The following is a 21,120-nucleotide window of genomic DNA, read 5'->3' as shown; positions in this document are numbered from 1 at the left end:
GGCAACTATACGGCGAACATCGCACCGAATGTGTCCGGCGGCAGCGCCGCCCTAGAGAATCTAGAGACCATCTTCCACCAAGATCTGAACGGAGATGGCACGATCGGGGTGCCGACCACGACGAGTGCTACAAGCGATTTCCATTTGGTATGAAGGACGAGGGCGAAGGGCCGTGAGCACCGCACATGCAGTCCTCGTGGGGCTCCTCGGCGAGAAGCGAAACTGGGGTTGCGCGCGCCCTTATCGCGCCGCAACTCTCCTCGGTTCGCCTCTGCCGGACCTACACCACTTTGGCCTGCTTCAGTTCGGCGATCTCTTCCTTGCCGAAGCCGAACTCGGCCAGCACCTCTTCCGTCTGCTCACCGAACTCCGGCGGCCGTGTCACCATCCGGCTCGGCGTCCGCGACAGCGTGACGGGCTGGCCGACCAGGCGGATGCGGCGGTTCTCGTCATTCGGCACGTCCTGGGCGATGCCGAGATGCCTGACCTGGGCGTCCTCGAACATCTGGTCGATGGCGTAGATCGGTCCGCAGGGCACCCCGGCCTCGTTGAGCTCCCTGACCCAGGTCTCCGTCGGCTTGGTCACGGTGCGCTGTTCGATCGCGGCGTTGAGGGCGTCGCGATTCTTCGAGCGGGCCGGGGCGGTCGCATAGTCGGGATCGGTGAGGAGCTCCGGCGCGCCGACTGCCTGGGCGCAACGCTCCCAGATCCGTCCGCCGGTGGTGGCAATGTTGATGTAGCCGTCGGAAGTCCTGAAGACGCCGGTCGGGATGCTGGTCGGGTGGTTGTTGCCGGCCTGCTTGGCGACCTCCTTTTCCATTAGCCAGCGCGCGGCCTGGAAGTCGAGCATGAAGATCTGCGCCTGCAACAGCGAGGTCTGTACCCACTGGCCCTGGCCCGAGACCTCGCGCTCCAGAAGTGCGGTGAGGATGCCCATGGCGCAAAACAGGCCGGCGGTGAGATCGGCCACGGGAATGCCGACCCGCATCGGGCCACCGCCCGGTGCGCCGGTGATCGACATCAGCCCGCCCATTCCTTGCGCGATCTGATCGAAGCCCGGCCGCTTGTAATAGGGGCCATCCTGGCCGAAGCCGGAGATGCTGCCATAGACGAGGCGCGGGTTGATCGCGCGCAGGGCCTCATAGTCGATGCCGAGCTTCTTCTTTACGTCAGGGCGGAAATTCTCGACCACGACGTCGGCCCTGGCGGCGAGCCGCTTGAAGGCCGCAAGGCCGCGCTCGTCCTTCAGGTTGAGCGTCATGGCCCGCTTGTTGCGATGCAAATTCTGGAAATCGGACCCTCGCCGCGGGCCCCCCGGCTGCTCGCCGGCGGCATCCTCGGTGAGCGCGTCTATCTTGATGACGTTGGCGCCCCAATCGGCAAGCTGCCGCACGCAGGTGGGCCCGGACCGGACGCGGGTCAGATCGAGCACGGTAAAGCGTGACAGGGCTTCCGAGGCATGCGGAAAGGGCATCTTGAAGGGCTCCAGGACAGATCGTGGAGCTTACCATAGTGCCGAAACAACATGCGGCAAGTCGGCCCTGGCGCCGACGCGGCCTGCCAAAACGGGATGCCTGACGCTTTTGCTGCGATGCGTGACGAGGTCAGCGCGACGATTTTGCCTGCAATTTCGGTGTCCGTGGGAACCGGCAGGCCCGAGCCCGGCCCCGTATGACTACGGGATTTGATGGCTAAATCCTGCGGTATGGAAGAGGTCCGGCCACGGCCGCCAAACTTAAACCAAATGTTTCGCACTCAAGCTAATCGAGCGCGACGCGCGGTCATCGTCGGTGCGACGCCGGACCTTCCCGCCGAGCCAGGGACCGAACTTGCGGCCGATTCGCGTGATGGATGAAACGACAAATTAACGTGGCAATATGAGGCTGTTCCTCGTCGAGTCGAACCCAGTTCGGGGCGAGCGGTTCTCGCCTACGTCGGATAGCCGATCGCTGCCGCCAGAGTCCGGTGCGCAGCCAACGGTTTGTAGTCGAATCATTAACGATGTTGCCGAGAGGCGCACGCGAAGAACCCCCAGGCGAAGCTGGTCGCACAGATGAAGAAGTCGTCCGACATCAACAACGATCAAGAAGGTTCGTTCGGTTTCGGCGCAACTGCCGGCGACTGGACGGACGTCGGCGACAATTTTCCGCTGGCGGCCCTCGCCGGCACGACGAGCGGCGGGGGGACCAGCCTCGCCAGTGTCCCGGCCGCGGCGTCAATCCCGCAGCTCGCCGACTGGCTCATCAACGGTTTCTGGCAGGACTTTGGGACGATCGCCCATCACTGGGGTACGTCGACGATCAGCTACAGCATCAACGGCCTGAACGCCGCCGAGAAATTCCTGGCGCAGTCGGCGCTCGAAGCCTGGCACGAGGTTGCCAACGTCACTTTCGTGCAAACAAGCGGAAGCGCCAACATCAGCTTCGTCGATACCGGCTCCATGACCGCCGTGACCAATGCCAACTGGACCAATTCCGGTCTGATGACGGCGGCCCAGGTCGACGTCAGCTCCGACTGGATCACCAATGACGGCGGCGCGATGGACGGCAAGACCGGCATCGACAGCTACGGGTACCAGACCTACCTGCACGAGATCGGCCATGCGCTCGGCCTCGGCCACCAGGGTCCCTATAACGGCAGCGCCAGCTATTCCACCGACGCGATCTTTGCCAACGACACCTGGCAATATTCGATCATGTCGTACTTTGCGCAATACAACTATTCCGGGAGTTCGTATCGCTACGTCGTCACGCCGCAGATGGCCGACATCTATGCCGTCGACCAGATCTACGGCGCGGCCTCAACCCGCACCGGCAACACGGTTTACGGCTTCCACAGCAACGCGGGATCGATCTACGATTTCACCAACTATAGCCAGGCCCCTGCGTTGACCATCTACGACAGCGGCGGCAACGACACGCTGGACTGCTCCGGCTACTCGGCGGCGCAGACGATCGACCTGCACCCGGGGGCATTCTCGTCAGTCGGCGGTCTCGTTCACAACATCGGAATCGCGCTCAATGCCACGATCGAGAACGCGATCGGCGGCAGCGGCAACGATACGCTGATCGCGAGCGATACTGGCTGCTCGCTGGCGGGAGGTGCCGGCAACGACACCCTGATTGGCGGTGCGGGCAACGACACGCTGGTCGGCGGCGGTGGTAACGACACGATCATTGGCGGCACGGGGGCGGATACGGCGGTGTATTCGGGCAGCGAATCAAGCTACGCCATTTCCTACAATTCGGCGACGCAGACCCTCACCATTGTCGACCAGCGTTCCGGCTCACCTGACGGCAGCGATACCGTGACGGGGGTGGAATATTTCGGGTTTGCCGACGTCACGATCGCGAGCTCGGCTCTTGTGGCGCCGAGCACGATCGAGTCGTTTGGATCGACGAGTCTGGTTCAATATGGGGGCAACTACTATCTCGACCTGGTTTCAGGAGGGACAGGACCAGTACTGAAGTATAATGGTTCTGCGGTTGCTGTTAGCCAATTCGGAGCTGCAGTGCCGATCGGAGCCGAGGCGACCGCGTCTGGCTACGAGGTGGCTTGGAAGGTTACGGGCGCGGATGTTTATGCCGTTTGGAACACGGATACGAACGGCAACTATCTTAACAACGTTCTCAGTGGAGTCTCAGGGAGCATTGCTGCTCTGCAGTCGCTGGAATTGAGCTTTCACCAGGATCTCAACGGCGACAATGTAATCGGATTGAATATACCGAGCACGGTGATCGAGTCGTTCGGGTCGACGAGTCTGGTTCAGTATGGGGCCAACTACTTTCTCAATCCCACTTCAGGGGGGACGGGCCCGGAGCTGAGCTACAACGGTTCGCCGGTTATTGCGGGCCAATTTGGCGCTGCGGTGCCTATTGGCGTCGAGGCGACCACGTCCGGCTATGAGGTAGCCTGGAAGGTTGCGGGATTGGATGCGTACGCTGTTTGGAACACGGATGCAAACGGTAACTATCTCAATAATGCCGTCAGCGGAGTTTCAGGGGCCAGTGCCGCGTTGCAGTCGCTGGAGCCGAGCTTTCATCAGGACCTGAACGGCGACAGCGTGATCGGCCTGAATATTCCAAGCACGACGATCGAGGCGTTTGGGTCAACGAAATTGGTTCAGTATGGGGCCAGCTACTACTTCAATCCTACTTCCGGGGGTATGGGGCCGGAGTTGAAGTACAATGGTGCTGCGGTAGTTGCAGGCCAATTCGGAGCTGCGACGCCTATCGGAGTCGAGGCGACTGCGTCTGGCTACGAGGTGGCTTGGAAGGTTGCGGGAGCTGATGCCTATGCCGTTTGGACCACGGATACAAATGGCAACTATCTCAACAATGCCATCAGCGGAGACTCTGGGAGTAGTGCTGTGCTGCAGTCGCTCGAGCCGAGCTTTCAACAGGACCTCAATGGCGACCATGTTACCGGCTTGAACATCTCGGGCACGGTGATCGAGTCGTTTGGGTCGACGAGCTTGGTTCAATATGGGGCCAACTATTACTTCAACCCCATTTCAGGTGGATTGGGTCCGGAACTGAAGTACAGTGGCGCTCCGGTTGTTGCGGGCCAGTTCGGCGCTGCGACTCCGATCGGAGTGGAGGCGACTACATCCGGCTACGAGGTGGCCTGGAAGGTTGTGGGCGCAGACCTATATGCTGTGTGGAACACGGATACGAACGGCAATTATCTCAACAATGCCGTCAGCGGAGTTTCAGGGAATAGTATCGCGCTGCAGTCGCTAGAGCCGAGTTTTCAGCAGGACCTCAACGCCAATAGCCAAATCGGCGTGTCGTCCGGACAGTCTCCAACGGCAAGCATCTCGAGCAGCGACAGCTTCTCTTTCAGCTCCGGGTCCAGCACGAGCTATGATGCATCTCATCCGGTCGTCCCTTCGTATGCGAACGGATTGCTCGCATCCGCTTCAGAGCAGTCGTTATCCGCGCTGTTCGCTACGTTGGCCAACAATACAAACGCAGTGACACCCGACGATAACGCAGTTCTATATACCCTTTTGGAGCACTTCCTCTTGCACTGAGTGCTCTTGCTCATCTTCCGGTAGTCCCGGACAGCACTATTCCATCATTTCAGGCTTGCGTGGACACAGGCTGTCTAGTTTCACGCGCGGAAACTCGTCGAGTTCGCCACCGTGTGTGGCGTTGATAATCTCGATGTTGTTGCTTGCGGCGATTTGCCCGATGCGGCGATGCCGCGACCACAGCGCGGCTAGGCCTCCGCCCACCTAAGCCGTTTTCGCCGTGTGCGACCTCTGCAATGCCGTTCGGTAACGGAACTTGTTCTCCACGAACACGAAGCTGAGAACGACGGCTGGGGCGATTACTGTTCCCGTTCCGAGCGTTGTCAGAAGTAGCGAAAGCGGACTCTTCACAAATCGCGCGAGGTCGAGTTGCGCAATCGCGATATACGAAAGTGGTTTATGCAGCAAATAGATCGAATAGCTCATCATGCCTGCAAGCTCCAGCCAACGTGGCGGTCCGCGTGTAAGTTCTAGGGCTCGAAAAGACGATGGAACTGGCGTTTGAAAATTGGAGTTTGCCTGGAGAACGAGGAAGCAAAATCCGGGCACGGCTGCGATAGGCAGGAGAGCTAGCGCTATGTTGAGGTCGTATGCAGCTAGATATTGGACAGCAATGATCAGTAGAAAGATCATTGAAATTGGCCACCAGCGGTTAACAGAAAAGGATCGCAATTTCGTCAACGCCAAGGCGCAGCCAGCTAGCATAAATCCGAAATTGTAGAGATGTTGCTGGTAAATGCCCGGAAAGATCGCTGGAGTTCCACTGGTGACTACATGGATGGCCAATCCGGCGATCCCTACAAGCCACAATCCGACGAGCGACAGCATGGCTCGACAGGACATGTTGGTGAGCCACAAGATGAGCGGCAACAACAGGAAGTAGTGTACTTCGAGCACAGCGCTCCAAACCGGACTGTTGACCGAGGCGACTGGATTTCCTTCCTGAAGGTAGGGCACCCAGGGAAGAGCGAATGCTACCGGCAACTCTTTGGCTAGCGAGAAAGCGGGCAAGAATGGCGACCAGACGTTCAAGGCATAGAGGGGAGCGAGAAGCAACGGCACGAACCAAAGCATCGGCAGCAGGCGCCGACAACGTCGCTTGTAGAAATCCAAGATGCCCGACGAGCTTAGCTTGGTCGTTCCATCGACGAATTGCTTCGTGAGAAGAAATCCTGAGAGGATAAGGAACAGCCAAACCCAGGGAAAGCCTAAGGGAATGATAAGCGGATCATACCATAGTCCCTCTTTTTCGATCCCGTTGCTAAGTAAGCCCACCACGTGATTGAGAAAAACCATCAGGCAAGCGATCCCCCGGATGATCTGAAAATGGTCGTAGGGCCGACCCACCGGTGCGTTCGACAAGCTCATTTCAGCCTGGGACAACGAATTACCCCCGTCTGATCGGAAACAGTGAATCCAGTTCGACTCGAGAAAACTCGTCGAGTTCGCCGCCGTGTGTGGCGTTGAAAATCTCGATGCCGTTGCTCGTGGCGATTTGCCTGATGCTGCGATACTGCGACCACAGCGCGGCCAGGCCGGAAAGCTCGTCATGCCAGCCGCTGCGTAGCTTGCCGTGTTCATCGGTAGACATGTCCTTGCCGCGCAGCACGGTCGGCTCATAGAAATATTTGTATTCGCCACTGCGGAAGTGGTCATGATCGGTGCCGAGCAAGTAGAGTGGTTTCGCTCCCATGTAGGCTGCTATCATGAGACCCAGGACCGGAACCGACTGAACCGCAGGGATGCTGGTTGTAAGATCGGGAATTTGCTCCGGAGGGTAATCCGAGAACCGGCCGCTCAAGTGGACGTATCGCACATCGCGTCCGGCAAAGAGGTTCTCCTCTCGTATCAGAGCTTCCTCCGTCTGGCTCAGGATCAATGTTGCCGCACCAAGGCGATCATGCATCTCCCGAAACCAGGCTATCACATCGCTACGGGTCATCATGCCGTAGGTGATCTGCGGAACGCAGTGATAGGCAGGGGCGATCTCTGTGTAATCGGGATGGAGATAGCCACTTGAAACCGACATGACCAGCTCATCCTTCAGCGGTCGGATGTTCTGCCTCCTGACGCTCGGTCCATTGCAGAGAATGAAGCAGCGCTCCCCACGATGCCTGTCCTTGAGTTCGGCGTTGCGGGACGTGAGTGCGTGAATTCGGTTGTGCTCGGCGAGAGCCCGCTCACGTTCCGGGCGCGTGCGCTCCTCTTCCTCGCGCAAACGCTTCTGCTCGGGCCAAATGATGTAGAGATACTTGTAGATGAAAAACGGAAGGACATTGCGAAAGATCTTAGCGAGAAAATCCATCGCTAATCCCTATTCGATCCATTTCAGCACCTGGAAGACCTCGGCATAGCGGCAACCAATGCGCTGCCCGGCGTTCTCCGCCTCGTTTTCGAAGAAGGATATCCATTTGTGGCCGGTGCGGTTCATTTCGGATGCATGGGCCATGATGGCATCCCGCTTCTTGGGCCAACTATCGGTGATATCCACATAGTAGTTGCCGTTGAACTCCATCGGCGAGTGATACCAGTTACTGCGATACATCAACAGGCGCGGCACGTGACGGCTGCTGTGCAGCGACGCGCGGCCGACAGCCTGATGATCGTGATGGATGTCGCCAATCCAGTGCGTATAGACAAGCTCGATCTTTCGATCCTCAATGATGCGCAAGATCTCGATGTTGAGCGTGTCGGTGAACTCGATCTCGAGCGTCCTGAACTTCCCGCAGATGAGGTGTTGAATCCCGAGCGCTTTCATCGCGGCCTCGCCTTCGGCCTGCGCGACGTTGCTCGAGCGCACCTCGAGGTTGCGATGGTTGGCAAATCCGGACTGTGTGGCCACATAGACCGTGACATCATCGCCTTTGGCGACATGCTTCGCCAGCGCGCCGCCGCAGCCAAGTTCGACGTCGTCGAAATGCGCGCCGATCGCCAAAACGTTCATTCCGCGTTCCTCAGGATCCTTCTCGATTGATCGGTTCCGCAATTCAAGAGCAGATCGATGCTACTCAAATAGGGAATAAAGTCTCCATGCAACTGGGGATATGCCGGATGCTGGAACTCCTGCCATAGCACCTCTATGCCTGCATTTGCAAAGGGTTCGGGCCGGAAATAGGCCCTTGCGCCCACACCGGAGAGATATCGATCTGCGTGCACCTTCCCCAAAATGTCGACGAGCAGGTCGTTGTTCTTGCCACTCACGCCGAGGCTGCTGGCCGTGACGATTTCGACTCGGACGTCAAACAGCTCCAGGAGCAGTTCGATCGAAGCGCGATTGAAGTCAGCCAATCTGCGATCGGTTCGCGCGTAGAGTTGCTCCAGCCGGGGGAATATTTCGTCGAAGAAGGGGGCCTTGCGATAGTTCTCGCGCAGCAGGTTGAGGTTGTTGCGGCGCCAATCGACCTGATCGGAGAGTTCGATCTGGTTGATTGGGGTGTCCCGGGGGGCGCTCCTGATACTGAGTGAAATCCAGCGAGCGCCCTGGGGCGTCTTGATCTTGTCTCGATGCGTCCAGCTGCGGCTGGTCGAATCGACATACTGGGCCTGGTCAAGCAGCACGAACACATCCGCGTGCAGTAGCCGCTCGAAGAAACCGAGATAGGGCAGGAAGTCGGGCTGGTGGATGACGGCCGTGCGGTTCATGAGAGCTCTTGGAGAAGCTGGCAGACCTTTTCGACGCCATCAAGCCGGATCTGATTCAGTCCCGCCTCGCTCATTTCGGTCACATCGTCGGGAAATGCGAATGCAGTCTCGTCGAGGTCTGAATGGTGGCCTCCATAGCGTGCTGCACCAAGACCGGCGAGGTGCCGAGCAACCGGGACTTCGAACTCCTCGTTCGCGATCAGGATGGTCGGAAGCCCGGAGGCTGCCGCTTCAAATGCCGTGATCCCGCCGCCTACGATCCCGAGATCATGGTAGCTCATCTCTTCGACCAGCGACGGTACGGCCGTCTTGAGTTCGAATTCGCTCGTCAATTCGGCTTCGAGCGCGGAACGATGCTGGAAGCCGGGGCCAATGATCACGGTAGCGGAAAGCCCGCGTTTGCGCAGGAGTGCGACGACCTTGGTCGTTGCGCCATACGTATCGGAGCCACCCAGAGATACCATGATGCGACGGACCTCGTGGCGCCGCCGCCGCCAGCGTGTAATCTCGGGATTGAGGATCAGATATTCATGGCCTCGAACGACGCGTCGGCCGCCGAGCGGCTCGTCCGCCTCGAAGGCAAGCGCGGCAATGTGCAGATCGGCGAGGGACGCGCCGCTTCCGCGATCATCGAATGTCACGAGCGGCAGGCCGGCTCGTTTGATGGCTTCCGCCTGCCGGAGATCCGTGTCGAGACGATCGTTGATCCAGAGGCGTACGCCCGTTCGCTGGATCGCGGGCGCAGCCCAGTGTTCGATCTGATCAAGATCGGCAATTTCGAACGGCGATGCACTCCGCTGAAGCAATTGCAGCGAGGGTGCATGGTCGTTGACAAAGATCACAAAGGGCAGCTGTCGCGAGCGCAGCTCTTGCGCGAGATGGAGCATCCGGAACAGATGCCCCATGCCGCGTGCGTGGGAGCTCTCTAGGCAAATTGCAAACATAGCGCGATCGCCCGCTCCGTTGTTATCTCCCCGTCGGTGTGTTCGACGATGTAGCAGGCGCGGCGATAGTCGGTCTCGTCATCGACGGTCAGGCGCGCTTGCGGATATTCCTTTCCAGCCGCTGCGTCCAGTTGCTCCGTTCTGAAGCGCTCTGGGTGTTCGAGCATATATTCGTCGACATGTTCGAAATGGTGTGGCTCGGTCGATCGCTCTGCCGTTTCTTTCAGGGCGTCGAAGCGGAAGATTTCCGCGCCCACGCCGATCGGCAAGACACGGAAAGAGTGGCTGAAGTCCGCTTGCCGGGACAGGTGCAGATCAATCAGACGATCCAGTTCGGCAATGTCCGTGAAGGGATTGTCCGCGGTGAGGCGTACGACGTGATCGAAGCCGTGAAGCCTGGCGCACTGATAGTAACGGTCCAGGACATTGGCTTCGCTGCCGCGGAATAACTCGGTGCCGCGCCGCTTGCAGAATTCGAAGATGGCGTCGTCGCGTGGCTCCAAGGTCGTCGCCACCACCACGGTCGCAGGATGCCGAAGGGCTTGGGCGCGGTCGAGGACATGGCCGAGCAGCGGCTTGCCGCCGATCGGCCGCAACACTTTTCCAGGGAGCCGGGTCGAGCCCATGCGCGCCTGGATGATGACGCCAAGCTTTACTGCAGGGCATCCCATGTCAGGACATCGTCTGCTTGAAGGGTTTGGCGTAGGCGTCTGCCGATGACATCCTGCAAGTGCTTGGGCTCAATGCCGTAGCCAGGGCGCTTGACCGCGAGGTGCGCGGCCGTTAGCGGCTCGCCCGCCGCCGCACTGCGGGCCATGACAACGCTCTTGCGGTTGTTGATGCGGGTCGTCGACTCGCTGGCCGCGGGGCGCTTCGAGCCGTCGCCACGCATGACCTCGAAGCTGCGCACGGCGTCGACGATGGCTCGCATTTCCTGCGGATCGGCTGACAGGATGTGATCCGGGCCGGGTGCGTCCTTATCCCAGGTGAAATGCTTCTCGAGCACCCTTGCTCCCATCGCCGCCGCGCAGATGCAGGCGGTCGTCCCGATCGTGTGATCGGAATAGCCGACTGCGAGGTCCGGGAACTCGCGCATCATCGTCTGCATAGCGCCGAGATTCACGTGTTCCGGATGGGTTGGATAGCTGGTGACGGCGTGCAGAAGAATGAGCTGCCGAACGCCTTCCGAACGGATTGCGGCGACTGACTCGCGCACTTCTTCCATCGTGCACATCCCGGTCGACAGGACTATCGGCTTTCCGGTCCGTGCAACGTAACGAAGGAACGGCAGGTTGACGGCATCGTCCGAGCCAATCTTGTGGGCGCCGACGCCGAGGCTCTCAAGCATGTCGACGTCGGTCTCGTGTGAAGGTGTGGAGAACCAATCGAGGCCGCGATTTGCCGCGTAGTCAAACACCGCCTTATGCAGGTCGAGATCGATCTCATATTTTTGGAAAAGCTCGTGCTGTGAAACCGCGCCGGTGTTTTCCATGTCGAACACGGCCTTTCGGCTGGCGACAGTGTCCGCCTTGTAAGTCTGCAGCTTGACCGCATCGACGCCAACCCCGGCCGCGGCGTCGATCAGCGTGCGCGCTTCGTCAAAGCTCGTGAAGTTGCCGCCGATTTCCGCAATGATGTAGCAGCGATTGGCTCTGAAGTTGCGAAACATCTTCCTACTTGCCGATGAGCTGGGTCCGGCGGGTGTAGTTGTGTACGATGAAGGTGCGGTCGCCGACCCGTCCAATGTCGTCCTGTGTCTTGCGCGGCAAGTAGCATCGGCGGCAGACCGCGCTGTTCATGAATCCGCGCGGTTGCAGATGCAACATGCGAACGGCCTTCATCTTCTCGCCGTGCCAGATTTCGTGCACGGTCTGGGTCTTCGCGTCGCCGATCACCTCGCGGTTTTCCTCGTCATTGGAGCACTTCATCACCAGGCCGTCTGCGCCGATCACCAGCCGCTGGTATTGTTGGGGGCAGGTGAAATCATCGAGATATTCGATGTCGGTGTCGTTGCCCAGATAGTCGATCAGGGGGTTGAAGGCGACAAGATCGGCAAGGGCCGCGAAGGTATTATAGTAACCGTCGGGATCATCTTCAATTGCCGGCCAGATCCCCTGGATCTTGATGACCGGCTTTCTCAGGCCGTGCTGCGCCTTGTACTCTTTGATGGCTCTCAGCTTGTCCAGAAGATCGTCGAACTTGAGCGGCTTGCGAATGCGCTCGTAGCTCTCCTTGAGCCCGTCGACGGAGATGGTAATCCAATCGATGCCGGCTTCCTGGATCTGCTTGAAGAAGTCCAGCGCGAGTCGCCCGCCATGCGTCAGGCTGGATATCTCCTTGATCCCGTGGTCCCTGGCGTAGCGGATCGCATCGACGAATTTCGGATGGACCGTCGCTTCGCCGCGCAGCGACAGACGCAGGGCAGGAACCTTGCCGCCGATCTCGTCGATGATGCGCTTGAACATGTCGAAGTCCATGACCTTCGCATTCACGTGCTTTCGAAACTCGGCGGAGATCGTGTAGCACATCGGGCAGCGCAGATTGCACACCGAGGCCAGTTCGAGATCGACCAGCAGCGGATAGCCCGACACCGTCTGGGTCTTCGCGTTGCTGACCCAGTCGCTACGATATTGCGCGTAGCCTTCCGTCCAGCCCAACGACAGGGATTCGTTGAACAGCGCCTCTCGCTCGGGCGTGTCCATTGAATAGTTGCCCTTGTTGATCGGGACGTTGTGCTTTTTCATTTCGTCTCTTTCATCGTGCCGATGACAATCCGGATGCCGTCACGGAAACCGTGCCTCGGTGTCCATCCAAGTTCGGTGCGTGCCTTTTCGATGCAGGCGCGCGTATCCCCAATTTCCTGCGCGCGCCGTGTCTGGTCGCTTCGTACCGGCTTCGAGGTGCCGGCCTCCGCCTGGGCCGCGGCAATCACGTCAGCGACACTCAGCGAAACGCCTGTTCCGGCATTGTATACGTTATAGCCGGGCGGCGCGAGCGGCGTCGTCTCGAGCAGTTCCAGCAGATCGCCTATATAGAGGTAGTCGCGTCTTGGAGCCAGATCCTGGACGCTGATTTCGTCAGCCCAAAGTACCTGGCGCAGGATGGTCGGTATCAGGAAATGCGGATCCTGCCCCGCGCCATAGATGTTGAACGGTCGGACGACGGTCACGGGCAGGCTATGGACCCTGGCGTAGAATTCGCAGGCCGCCTCGGCAAGCACCTTGCTCAGCGCGTATGGGTTGTTCGGAACGAGCGGATGATCTTCCTTGATAGGTTGCTCGATCGGTTGACCGTAGACGTAGGCGCTGACATAGGTCAGGGGAATCCGTCGCTCGCGGCAGAATTCCAGGACGTTAAGCGTGCCGCTGGTATTGACGCGATGGAAATCGGCCGGATCGCTCCAACTCTGTGGTACGAAGGTTCGGGCAGCCAGGTGAATGATGCGGTCGATGGATGCTGTCTGATGGGACCGCAGCGTCGCGGGATCTGCGATGTCGCCGTTGGCGGTGCTCAATCCGATGACAGTGGCCCCGCGCTGCCTGAGCCTGTCGACCAGGGCGCGACCGACGAAACCGCTTGCTCCCGTGACGAGGTAGACGCTCACATTCGATCCGTCATGAAACGCGCCGGATCCCGCTCATATTCCTCGGCGGCCTTCGCGTAGTCGTCCGGCCGGCCGATATCCAGCCAGTATCCTGTGTGCCGGCGAACCTCGGGAAGGTTGGGCGAGCCGATCAAGCGATGCATCAGATGGTCGAAGCCGAATGGCATCCCCTCGGGAATATCCGCGAGCGCGCGCCGGCTGACCATGTAGACGCCCATGCTGACCTCATAGCCGTAACGAGGCTTCTCGCGAAATCCGACGAGATGGCCTGCCTGGTCCGTGTCCAGCACGCCGTAGTCGATGGTCTCTTCGCGCAGGTGGGACGAGATGGTGAAGATATTGTCGCGCTGGACGTGATAGTCGTAGAACGCGGCATAGTCGAGGTCGGTGAGGATGTCGCCATTCATGACGAGGAAATGTGCGGGGAGATCGTGCACCAGCTTGAGCGGCGCCATCGTGCTCAGCGGCTTGTCCTCGAGCGAGTAGTCGACACGAATGCCCCACTTGGAGCCGTCCTGGAAGAACGCCTTGATGATCTCGGCCTGATGGTTCACCGCCATCGTCACATGATCGAAGCCGTGGCGCACAAGCTGCCGGATGACGATCTCGAGGATCGGCGTATCTCCGACAGGCACCAACGGTTTGGGAAGCGCTATCGTGTAGGGACGAAGCCGCGTCCCTTTGCCGCCTGCAAGAATGACCGCACGTCTCGTCATTGATCGAAAATACCCTGCCACAGCCGCTCGGCGATGCGCTGTCCAACGTTAACACGAATAGTCGTCATCGAAGAATAGTTATCCTCAAAGATTGTAGATCCCGGCCTTGTAGCGTCTGCGGTTCTCGGCCTGCCCGAACCAGGCGATAGTTCGCGACAATCCCTCACGAATGTCGATCTGCGGCTGGTAGCCGGTGAGGTCGCGAATGCGGCTATTGTCGCACACAAGCCGCTCCACCTCGCTGGCGTCGGGGCGCATCCGGACTTCTTCCGTTTCGACCGAAACGGGCGAGCCCATCAATTCAACGATGAGGGTGGCAAGATGTCCGATGGAGATTTCGGTGTTCGAGCCGATATTGACCGTCTGCCCGACGGCCGCATCGCATTCCGCCAATCCAATGAAGCCGCGGCACGTATCCTCGACATAGTTGAAGTCGCGTGTCGGATGCAGGCTTCCCAGCCGGATCGATCGGCTTCCGGTTGCAATCTGCGTGATGATCGTCGGAATGACCGCGCGCGCGGACTGCCGCGGTCCGTAGGTGTTGAACGGGCGTGCGATCGTGACCGGAAGTGCGAAGGAATTGAAGAAGCTGTGAGCGATCGCGTCCGCGCTGATCTTGGTGGCGCTGTAGGGGGACTGGGGTTGCAGAGGATGCGCCTCGTCGATCGGCACGTGGCGCGCCGTACCGTAGACCTCGCTGGTCGATGTGTGAACGAGGCGCGCAACTCCAAGCTCGCGCACGGCCTGCAGCACGTTGAGCGTGCCTGTGATGTTGGTCTCGACGTAACTGTCCGGCGCCACGTAGGAGTACGGAATCGCAATCAATGCGGCCAGGTGAAAGACGACGTCGCAATCCTTGACCGCGGTCTTCACGAAATGAGCGTCGCGAATGTCGCCGGTCACGATCTCGATCTGGTCGAGGCACGATGCGCCATCAAGCCAGCCCCAGTCGTTGAAGGAGTTGTAGAGACACATGGCGCGCACCTTGGCGCCGTGTGCAACCAGCATCTCAGCGAGGTGCGAGCCTATGAAGCCATCGGCTCCGGTCACCAGTACTTTCTTGCCTGCGATCTGCATTTGAGCTCCGGCACTATTCCCTGAGACGATGAATCTGCGCGGGGATCCCGAAGCTTATGGACCGCTCGGGGAGGGCGCTGCGGACCAGCGATTTTGCGCCGACCACCGCATGGTCGCCGATGGTCGAGCCCATTGTGATCATCGCGCCGCTGCCCAACCAGACGTTCTCGCCAATTCGTACCGGGGATGCCAAGGCAGGCGCGTGCTTGGTCGCCGTCTCCAAATCGTCAATCCCGTGCGAGGCGTCCGTGATGTGGACGAATGCCGCGAAGATGCAGTGGCCGCCAATGTGGACGCCCGCGTTGGCGCCGATGACGTTGTAACTATTGATGTAGCAATCGTCACCGATCTCAATTGAGGCGCCGCCGGCAGTAGACAGAACCGAAAATGGACCGACAACGCAATCATCACCGATCACGATATTGCCCGTCAGCTCCGTTTGTCGATGGATGGTCGAATTGGAGCCGATCGAAATACTCCCCATCAGCCGAACGTCGTCGTCTAGGCTGACCTTGCGGCCGATCGAGATTCGGCCTGATAGCGTGACGTGACGTCCGATCCGGCAGTCCGTCGGAAGGTCGACTCCAAACAGCAGTCGTAGCCGCCAGCGACGCCAGCGCTGAATCAGGGCTTCTGTTGCTCTTCCAAGCGGGGTCATCTTGCGCTGTTGACCGTGCTCACGTGGATCTCACCCGGCCGCGCTGCTTTTCGCGTTCACGGTCGAGCCCTCTCTTTCGACGGTCCAGGGCAGTTGGACGGAAAGTAAAGAGCCCTTTCGCTCATACCCGAGAAACATCACAATACCCACGGAATCGATGATGCGAAAGCTGAGCCCCTCGACGACGTCGTAGATGTCGTGGCGGCTGCGCGACATGCCGATTCGCAGCGAATAGGTACCGGTGTTCAAGAGGCGCGCCGGGATACGAATACGAGCGAAATAGTCGCCGGCTTCGCGGGTCTCGAGGCGCGTCATATCCAGCTCGGCGTCGGTGAGCGATACGAGCGTCTCGTTGTTGTCCTCGGATACGATCTGCAATCCCACTGTGAGGCCGCGGATTTGTTCCGTCAGACGATATCTGATCCCGATGACGAAGTCCTTCGTCAGCTCGTAGGCCTCGCGCTTCTCGTCGTTCAGGTCGGTGATGAAGACTTCCCTTACAAACGCGCGCTTGGTTTCGCCTGCGGGGAGCGCGAACTGCCAGTGCGACTGTGTCGCCGTGAGTGCGGTTCCGAGATAGGTTCGCGTCACCTCCGAGCTGGGGCCGTCGGCGATGACCTTGCCTTTCTGAAGGAGGATCGACCGTACGCACAGATTGTTCACCGCTGTCATGTTGTGACTGACGAAAAGCACCGTCCTGCCTTGGGTGCGGACGTCTTTCATCTTGCCGAGACACTTCTTCTGGAATTCATGATCTCCGACCGCCAACACTTCGTCGACGATCAGAATGTCGGGCTCGAGATGCGCCGCCACCGCGAACGCGAGCCGGACGTACATGCCGGAAGAATATCTCTTGACCGGCGTGTCGATGAACTCGTCGATTTCCGCAAAACCGACTATTTCGTCGAACTTCCGGCGTATCTCGGTCTTGGTCATCCCGAGGATGGCGCCGTTCAGAAACACGTTTTCACGGCCCGTGAGCTCCGGATGGAAGCCGGTGCCGACTTCCAGCAGACTGGAGACGCGACCGCGGATGCGTACGCGGCCCCTGTCGGGAGCGGCAACCCGCGAGAGGATTTTCAGGAGCGTCGACTTGCCGGCACCATTGCGGCCAATGATGCCGACCGTCTCGCCGTTCTGCACGTCGAAACTGACGTCCTCGAGTGCCTTGAAATCGGTGCCCGCTCTCACCTCCGACTTGCCGATCTCGATGTTCGGATCCGGCAGTCCGCGTCTTCGCGCCCACCATGACTGCAGGTCTCGTCGCAGGGTGCCGTGGTTGAGCACCCCGAGGCGATAAGTTTTCGAGACGGATTCAACGGAGATAACAGAGTTGCTCATGACTAGATCGTGTCCATGAACGTACGTTCGACGCGCGAAAACAGCGCCAGCCCGATGCAGGTCACGATCAGGGTCACGGCGGTGCTGTAGGCCATCGCGGTCATGTTGGGCGCACCGCTGCCGAGAAGCATATAACGAAACATCTGGACCGTTGCCGTCATCGGATTCAGATATGCGAGCCAGAGCCACTTCTCCGGGACCTGCGAAAGCGGATAGACGATCGGAGTGGAATACATCCAGAGCTGCATCATGTACCCGATCATGTGGGTGAGATCGCGGTAGCGTGTCGTCATCGTGGAAATGATGAGGCCCGTTCCCAGTCCGAGCGCCGCGATTTGAAGAAGCAGTAGCGGCAGTAATATCACGGACAGATTCGGCTGAACCGCTGCGCCGCGGTATATGTAGATCAGAAGCACGCAGACGAAGACGATAAATTGAATGCCGAGCACGATCAGATTGCTGATGATCCCTGATATCGGGGTGACCAATCGCGGAAAGTATACCTTGCTGTAGATGGCCGCATTACTGGCGAACGTATCGGACGTGCGCGTGAGGTTTCCGGCAAAATATTGCCAGCAGAGCACTCCGGCAAAATAAAAGAGGAAAGGGGAAAGGCCGTCGGTCGGAACCGAGACGATGTGACCGAATACGACAGTGAACACGATCGTCGTCATCAAGGGCTGGATGACGAACCAGATCGGACCGAGCAGGGTCTGCTTGTAGGTCGCTACGGAGTCGCGGCGAACAAAAAGCATGACCAGGTCGCGATACTGCCAGAGGCCGCGCAGATCAGGCGCGTGCCACGCCCGTGCCGACTCTATGACCGTGGTCCAGGCCTCCGATTCTCTAGATGTCATTGTTGCTTCCAACAAACTGGGGTGAGATGGGGGCCGCTGCCCGCTAGCCATTTTCTTTGTTAAATTCCGCCGGTTGCTGCAAGCCCAAATTGCGGGTCCGTCGATCCACAGGCTGCGCCGGGTGCCGCTGGACACCGCCGGCTGGCGTCGTCGTGACGGCTGCAGGCCTTCGCTCCAGCCAGGCCGGTACGGCGGCCGCCAGCACGGACTTCAGTTCCTCGAGAGAATAGGATTTCTGGTAGGACGCAAAGGCAAAGTCGCTGCCGGCCCGTTGGGCGAGGTCGGTGAGTTCCGCCAGGACGGCACGCGCATCCCCTTCGGGCGCGGCTGCGCCGATACGAAATGCGCGGACCCGCTCTCCCATCAGCGAATCTTCGGCGACGAGAATGGGACGTCCGAAGCCGGACGCCTTGGTCAGGGAGTTCGATGAGCTGCTAAAGTCCTTGTAGACCGCATAAACAATGTCGCTTGCTGCGATCAACGAATTGTACGACCGCTCGTCGGGGATATAGCCGGAAGAAAAGAAGACGTTCTCCGGTGGGCTCCCCAAAAACGCGTGGATGGCGCCCTTGTCAGGGCCAAAGGTTCCCCAATAGACCTCGCCGATAATCGCGAAGAAGAAGCGGTCGGGATCTGCGGCCCTGATCACATCGACAAGGGTTGAAATGCCCTTGTGCGCCGTGATGGAGCCGATCTGGAGGACGAGCGTCCTGCCGTTTGCGCGGCGGCGAATTTCCGCTGCGAGCTCGGAGGGGGCCTGTGGCAGCTCCAAATCCGCAACATCCGGAGCCATGGCGAACTTCAGGTGAGGAAGGGCCTCCGCGTAAGCCGAGATCGCGGGGACCAGAAAAATGCCGCCCCGCGCGTTACCGGATCTGAAATAACCCTCGGCGTCCGCGCTGTCGCTGCGGTGGCGTCGCGGGTGAAACAGAATTCCAGCCCAAGGGGCTCCGCCGGGGCCGTCAAGAGCGCTGATCTTGCGCTCCTGCTCGGCCATCAGGTCGAGGTAAAGGAAAAATACCAGGTCCGGCGCAGACGCGGGCGGAAACGCGGCGGCCTTCTCGACGTAGTGAACGAAATGCTGAAAGGGGATCCTCCCAATGTCGAAGTACGAGGGAAGTCCCAGGCGTTTTGCAAGGCGCGTCGCGAGGAGGCCTCGCGCGATCGCTCGCTGCGCGCGCGCGACCTGCAGTCGAAAGCCGTGTGGCACCAGGGCGCTCATTTGACGGATCGAAATCCGTGCGACGCCCGAAATGATGCCCGACGGACCTTCCTCGTTCCAGATCAGGCGCGTCCGCTGCACCAGATTGAGATCGCCCCGAGACGGGCACGGTGCGCCGTCAAAGCGGCGCAGAGCTTCAAAGGAGGCGAACGAAAATGACTGCGTCAATTCGGGAGCGTTCCGGGAAAGATAGTCCGCAGTTCCTCCGTCCGTCTCCGCCAACAAGGTGACGCGATATCCGAGCTCAAGAAGTGCCCTCGAGTACAGCCTCGCATAGGAATCGAGGTGGCCGCGTCCCGAAAATGCGTTGACAAGGAAGATCGATTTCATTTCATCTCCGGTGCGAAACAGCTGTCCGCAATGTTCGAGCAGCCAATTCGAAATGCGCTATCGATGCGGGTCGGTCGGATCGATTATCGGGATCCGGAGCCATGGGGAAAAGCCGTTTCCCCGTGACGCGCATCAGCTTTGACGATGCGTCGTCCAGGCTGCTCTGCTCCTGCCAGGCAGGACTCAAACAGTCTCGCCAGCTCCGATGTTCTTGCGATGTAGCTATGTTCTTCAAGAGCGCGCCGTTGGCCCGCGGCTGCGATAGCCGATCGTTCAGCTTCGTGCGTGCTGTAGTATCTTATCAGCTCCAGGCACTCTTCCTTGCTGCTGTAGCAAACGATCTCCCGGCCCGGTTCGAAGATCTCCGCGATATTTGCCTTCTTATCGGTTATCAGGAGACAGCCCATGCCGGTCGCCTCGTAGAGACGCATGTTGTTGGCGTAGTTTCCTGCGATTCCGATGTGATTGTTGATGGTGATCTTGGAGCGGGCGAGCACTCTGAACATGTCAGCGCCCCACACTTCGCCATGATAGTGCAGATTGATCGGTGATTTGGCCGGAAACTGCTTGACCCCATTTCCCCAGATATCGAGACGCGTCTGCTCGGCGAGCCAGCTTATCAGTTGTGCTCGCTCGGGGTGGGCCGGCGACAGGCTGCCGACGAAGGTGACGTCGACATCTCGGGGCGGGCTGCCGATCGTTTCGAGCACGCGGCGATCGAAGCCCAGGCGATTCAGTTCGGAGCGGATGCCTCGATTGCGATAATATTCGACGAAGTTGGGAAGCGACGAGATCATGAGATCGTAGGCGCGATAGTCTTCCCGTTCGGGCAGGGGAGAGGCGATCTGGCCGACGATCAGCTTCGTGTACGGCTTCAAGCGGAGCAGAAGCTCGGAACGTATTTCGCTCACCGACTGGTTGAGAATCACATCAGGGCGGAATTCTTCGACTTGCGAAACCAGGATGTCCGAGAGCCGCCATGGCGCTATGCCAAACGGGCTGGTCAACGTCGGACGATAGAACCGCAGGAATGGAATACGGTTCATCATAAGGTTCATGATGCGCGCAGATACCGACGACGCCTTTCTGACCAACCTGCTCTTGGAAGGCGGCGGAACAGGCGGAGGTGGATGTCCGCGTTCAACCATGTAGCAGCGCTGGAGCAGTCCATTGTTTGCGTGCACTTCGATGGCGTGGTGCCCATGGCTCTCGAAGGCCTTGGAATAGGCGTCGAAAACGCCGAAGAAGCTGGCGTTGCGTGCGGCAAGCTGTTCGTCGAACGACTTGTCCTTGAGTTCCGGATTTCTCCCGTAATGCTGCCTCAGGAAGGCAGGATAGTCGGTGTTTATGATCAGGATGCGCAAGGGAGCTTCAGCCGAACTCTGGAGTGTCGTCTATTGGGGGCCGTTTCGACCTGAGGTGGGCTCAGAGTCGACAGCATGGTTGTTGCCGTAAGCCGCGCAGGGGTGTCCACCCTTAAATCTCGCGCGAAGCGAGGCCGCCGACCAATATACTGGGAGGCTGGTTCTCCCAAACTTATTGCAGAATTCTTCGAAATGCTTCAACTGGAATGCGTGCCATGGGTCGGCTTCAGATTTTGGGCGAATAGCGCTAACTATCTGAAAAAATGTATGTTTTTGCAATGCTGCGGGGGTGCCGTGTCTAGGTGGGTTGGACGTCGTCGCGCATGGGGG

19 protein-coding genes are annotated in these 21,120 nt (G+C 59.3%); 2 read left to right on the top strand and 17 right to left on the bottom strand.

The features are described from left to right. Positions 1–280: 280 nt before the first annotated feature. On the bottom strand, positions 281–1,474 hold the full coding sequence (locus MTR72_RS39205) for a CaiB/BaiF CoA transferase family protein (RefSeq protein ID WP_341512278.1): 1,194 nt from the start codon (positions 1,472–1,474) through the stop codon (positions 281–283). A 579-nt stretch (positions 1,475–2,053) separates the two neighbouring features. Between MTR72_RS39205 and MTR72_RS39200 the strand changes: the two genes are divergently transcribed. Then, positions 2,054–5,035, top strand: coding sequence for a M10 family metallopeptidase C-terminal domain-containing protein (locus MTR72_RS39200; RefSeq protein ID WP_341512277.1), 2,982 nt, complete (start codon positions 2,054–2,056; stop codon positions 5,033–5,035). 204 nt (positions 5,036–5,239) lie between these two features. Here MTR72_RS39200 and MTR72_RS39195 read toward each other — a convergent pair whose 3' ends face one another. The 5 genes from MTR72_RS39195 to MTR72_RS39175 are packed head-to-tail and all read right to left on the bottom strand — an operon-like array spanning position 5,240 to position 9,141. Beyond that, a complete protein-coding gene (locus MTR72_RS39195) occupies positions 5,240–6,418 on the bottom strand; it encodes an acyltransferase family protein (protein ID WP_341512276.1) in 1,179 nt (392 codons plus the stop codon). 4 nt (positions 6,419–6,422) lie between these two features. Then, complete coding sequence (locus MTR72_RS39190) at positions 6,423–7,340, bottom strand: hypothetical protein (protein WP_341512275.1); 918 nt, start codon at positions 7,338–7,340, stop codon at positions 6,423–6,425. Between the two features lie 9 nt (positions 7,341–7,349). After that, positions 7,350–7,979 carry a PIG-L deacetylase family protein gene (locus tag MTR72_RS39185; RefSeq protein WP_341512274.1) on the bottom strand — a complete coding sequence of 210 codons (630 nt, stop codon included), beginning with the start codon at positions 7,977–7,979 and terminating at the stop codon, positions 7,350–7,352. Further along, on the bottom strand, positions 7,976–8,677 hold the full coding sequence (locus MTR72_RS39180) for a WbqC family protein (RefSeq protein WP_341512273.1): 702 nt from the start codon (positions 8,675–8,677) through the stop codon (positions 7,976–7,978). The genes MTR72_RS39185 and MTR72_RS39180 overlap by 4 nt, the downstream gene beginning before the upstream one ends. After that, the gene (locus MTR72_RS39175; RefSeq protein ID WP_341512272.1) at positions 8,674–9,141 is read right to left on the bottom strand and encodes a hypothetical protein; all 468 of its coding nucleotides are present in this window, start codon (positions 9,139–9,141) and stop codon (positions 8,674–8,676) included. Before MTR72_RS39175 ends, MTR72_RS39180 begins: the two co-directional genes overlap by 4 nt. Before the next feature lie 66 nt (positions 9,142–9,207). Here MTR72_RS39175 and MTR72_RS39170 point away from each other — a divergent pair, with 66 nt between their 5' ends. Next, positions 9,208–9,606 carry a hypothetical protein gene (locus tag MTR72_RS39170; RefSeq protein WP_341512271.1) on the top strand — a complete coding sequence of 133 codons (399 nt, stop codon included), beginning with the start codon at positions 9,208–9,210 and terminating at the stop codon, positions 9,604–9,606. Here the strand turns inward: MTR72_RS39170 and MTR72_RS39165 are convergent. The 11 genes from MTR72_RS39165 to MTR72_RS39115 all read right to left on the bottom strand — a co-directional run bounded on the left by MTR72_RS39165 (position 9,603) and on the right by MTR72_RS39115 (position 20,790). Then, complete coding sequence (locus MTR72_RS39165) at positions 9,603–10,292, bottom strand: cytidylyltransferase domain-containing protein (RefSeq protein WP_341512270.1); 690 nt, start codon at positions 10,290–10,292, stop codon at positions 9,603–9,605. The two genes, MTR72_RS39170 and MTR72_RS39165, sit on opposite strands and share 4 nt — an antisense overlap. Next, positions 10,274–11,290, bottom strand: coding sequence for an N-acetylneuraminate synthase family protein (locus MTR72_RS39160; protein WP_341512269.1), 1,017 nt, complete (start codon positions 11,288–11,290; stop codon positions 10,274–10,276). Before MTR72_RS39160 ends, MTR72_RS39165 begins: the two co-directional genes overlap by 19 nt. Positions 11,291–11,294: 4 nt before the next feature. Then, on the bottom strand, positions 11,295–12,365 hold the full coding sequence (locus tag MTR72_RS39155) for a radical SAM/SPASM domain-containing protein (protein ID WP_341512268.1): 1,071 nt from the start codon (positions 12,363–12,365) through the stop codon (positions 11,295–11,297). Continuing rightward, on the bottom strand, positions 12,362–13,225 hold the full coding sequence (locus MTR72_RS39150) for an NAD-dependent epimerase/dehydratase family protein (RefSeq protein ID WP_341512267.1): 864 nt from the start codon (positions 13,223–13,225) through the stop codon (positions 12,362–12,364). The genes MTR72_RS39155 and MTR72_RS39150 overlap by 4 nt, the downstream gene beginning before the upstream one ends. Further along, positions 13,222–13,941 carry a nucleotidyltransferase family protein gene (locus MTR72_RS39145; RefSeq protein WP_341512266.1) on the bottom strand — a complete coding sequence of 240 codons (720 nt, stop codon included), beginning with the start codon at positions 13,939–13,941 and terminating at the stop codon, positions 13,222–13,224. The genes MTR72_RS39150 and MTR72_RS39145 overlap by 4 nt, the downstream gene beginning before the upstream one ends. Positions 13,942–14,025: 84 nt before the next feature. Beyond that, positions 14,026–15,018, bottom strand: a complete 993-nt coding sequence (locus MTR72_RS39140) for an NAD-dependent 4,6-dehydratase LegB (protein WP_341512265.1) — start codon at positions 15,016–15,018, stop codon at positions 14,026–14,028. Positions 15,019–15,031: 13 nt separating this feature from the next. Next, complete coding sequence (locus MTR72_RS39135; RefSeq protein WP_341512264.1) at positions 15,032–15,676, bottom strand: acyltransferase; 645 nt, start codon at positions 15,674–15,676, stop codon at positions 15,032–15,034. 30 nt (positions 15,677–15,706) lie between these two features. Continuing rightward, a complete protein-coding gene (locus tag MTR72_RS39130) occupies positions 15,707–17,017 on the bottom strand; it encodes an ABC transporter ATP-binding protein (protein WP_341512263.1) in 1,311 nt (436 codons plus the stop codon). A 2-nt stretch (positions 17,018–17,019) separates the two neighbouring features. Further along, on the bottom strand, positions 17,020–17,925 hold the full coding sequence (locus tag MTR72_RS39125; protein ID WP_341512262.1) for an ABC transporter permease: 906 nt from the start codon (positions 17,923–17,925) through the stop codon (positions 17,020–17,022). Next, positions 17,918–19,426: a hypothetical protein gene (locus MTR72_RS39120; protein WP_341512261.1), complete on the bottom strand. Its 1,509-nt coding sequence runs from the start codon at positions 19,424–19,426 to the stop codon at positions 17,918–17,920. The genes MTR72_RS39125 and MTR72_RS39120 overlap by 8 nt, the downstream gene beginning before the upstream one ends. An 83-nt stretch (positions 19,427–19,509) precedes the next feature. Beyond that, positions 19,510–20,790: a CgeB family protein gene (locus MTR72_RS39115; RefSeq protein ID WP_341512260.1), complete on the bottom strand. Its 1,281-nt coding sequence runs from the start codon at positions 20,788–20,790 to the stop codon at positions 19,510–19,512. Positions 20,791–21,120 lie beyond the last annotated feature (330 nt).

The organism is Bradyrhizobium sp. ISRA442 (assembly GCF_038085055.1).
In the GTDB taxonomy this organism is placed as follows: domain Bacteria; phylum Pseudomonadota; class Alphaproteobacteria; order Rhizobiales; family Xanthobacteraceae; genus Bradyrhizobium.
The sequence above is the reverse complement of the archived record's forward strand: the minus strand, read 5'-3'. Positions and strand labels throughout refer to the sequence as shown.

Coding starts and splice junctions, on each gene's coding strand:
- MTR72_RS39120 (WP_341512261.1), bottom strand. CDS start 19,426: ATGAAATCGATCTTCCTTGTCAACGCATTTTCGGGACGCGGCCACCTC.
- MTR72_RS39165 (WP_341512270.1), bottom strand. CDS start 10,292: ATGGGATGCCCTGCAGTAAAGCTTGGCGTCATCATCCAGGCGCGCATG.
- MTR72_RS39200 (WP_341512277.1), top strand. CDS start 2,054: ATGAAGAAGTCGTCCGACATCAACAACGATCAAGAAGGTTCGTTCGGT.
- MTR72_RS39185 (WP_341512274.1), bottom strand. CDS start 7,979: ATGAACGTTTTGGCGATCGGCGCGCATTTCGACGACGTCGAACTTGGC.
- MTR72_RS39160 (WP_341512269.1), bottom strand. CDS start 11,290: ATGTTTCGCAACTTCAGAGCCAATCGCTGCTACATCATTGCGGAAATC.
- MTR72_RS39205 (WP_341512278.1), bottom strand. CDS start 1,474: ATGCCCTTTCCGCATGCCTCGGAAGCCCTGTCACGCTTTACCGTGCTC.
- MTR72_RS39180 (WP_341512273.1), bottom strand. CDS start 8,677: ATGAACCGCACGGCCGTCATCCACCAGCCCGACTTCCTGCCCTATCTC.
- MTR72_RS39145 (WP_341512266.1), bottom strand. CDS start 13,941: ATGACGAGACGTGCGGTCATTCTTGCAGGCGGCAAAGGGACGCGGCTT.
- MTR72_RS39170 (WP_341512271.1), top strand. CDS start 9,208: ATGGCCTCGAACGACGCGTCGGCCGCCGAGCGGCTCGTCCGCCTCGAA.
- MTR72_RS39155 (WP_341512268.1), bottom strand. CDS start 12,365: ATGAAAAAGCACAACGTCCCGATCAACAAGGGCAACTATTCAATGGAC.
- MTR72_RS39140 (WP_341512265.1), bottom strand. CDS start 15,018: ATGCAGATCGCAGGCAAGAAAGTACTGGTGACCGGAGCCGATGGCTTC.
- MTR72_RS39130 (WP_341512263.1), bottom strand. CDS start 17,017: ATGAGCAACTCTGTTATCTCCGTTGAATCCGTCTCGAAAACTTATCGC.
- MTR72_RS39175 (WP_341512272.1), bottom strand. CDS start 9,141: ATGGTATCTCTGGGTGGCTCCGATACGTATGGCGCAACGACCAAGGTC.
- MTR72_RS39190 (WP_341512275.1), bottom strand. CDS start 7,340: ATGGATTTTCTCGCTAAGATCTTTCGCAATGTCCTTCCGTTTTTCATC.
- MTR72_RS39125 (WP_341512262.1), bottom strand. CDS start 17,925: ATGGCTAGCGGGCAGCGGCCCCCATCTCACCCCAGTTTGTTGGAAGCA.
- MTR72_RS39135 (WP_341512264.1), bottom strand. CDS start 15,676: ATGACCCCGCTTGGAAGAGCAACAGAAGCCCTGATTCAGCGCTGGCGT.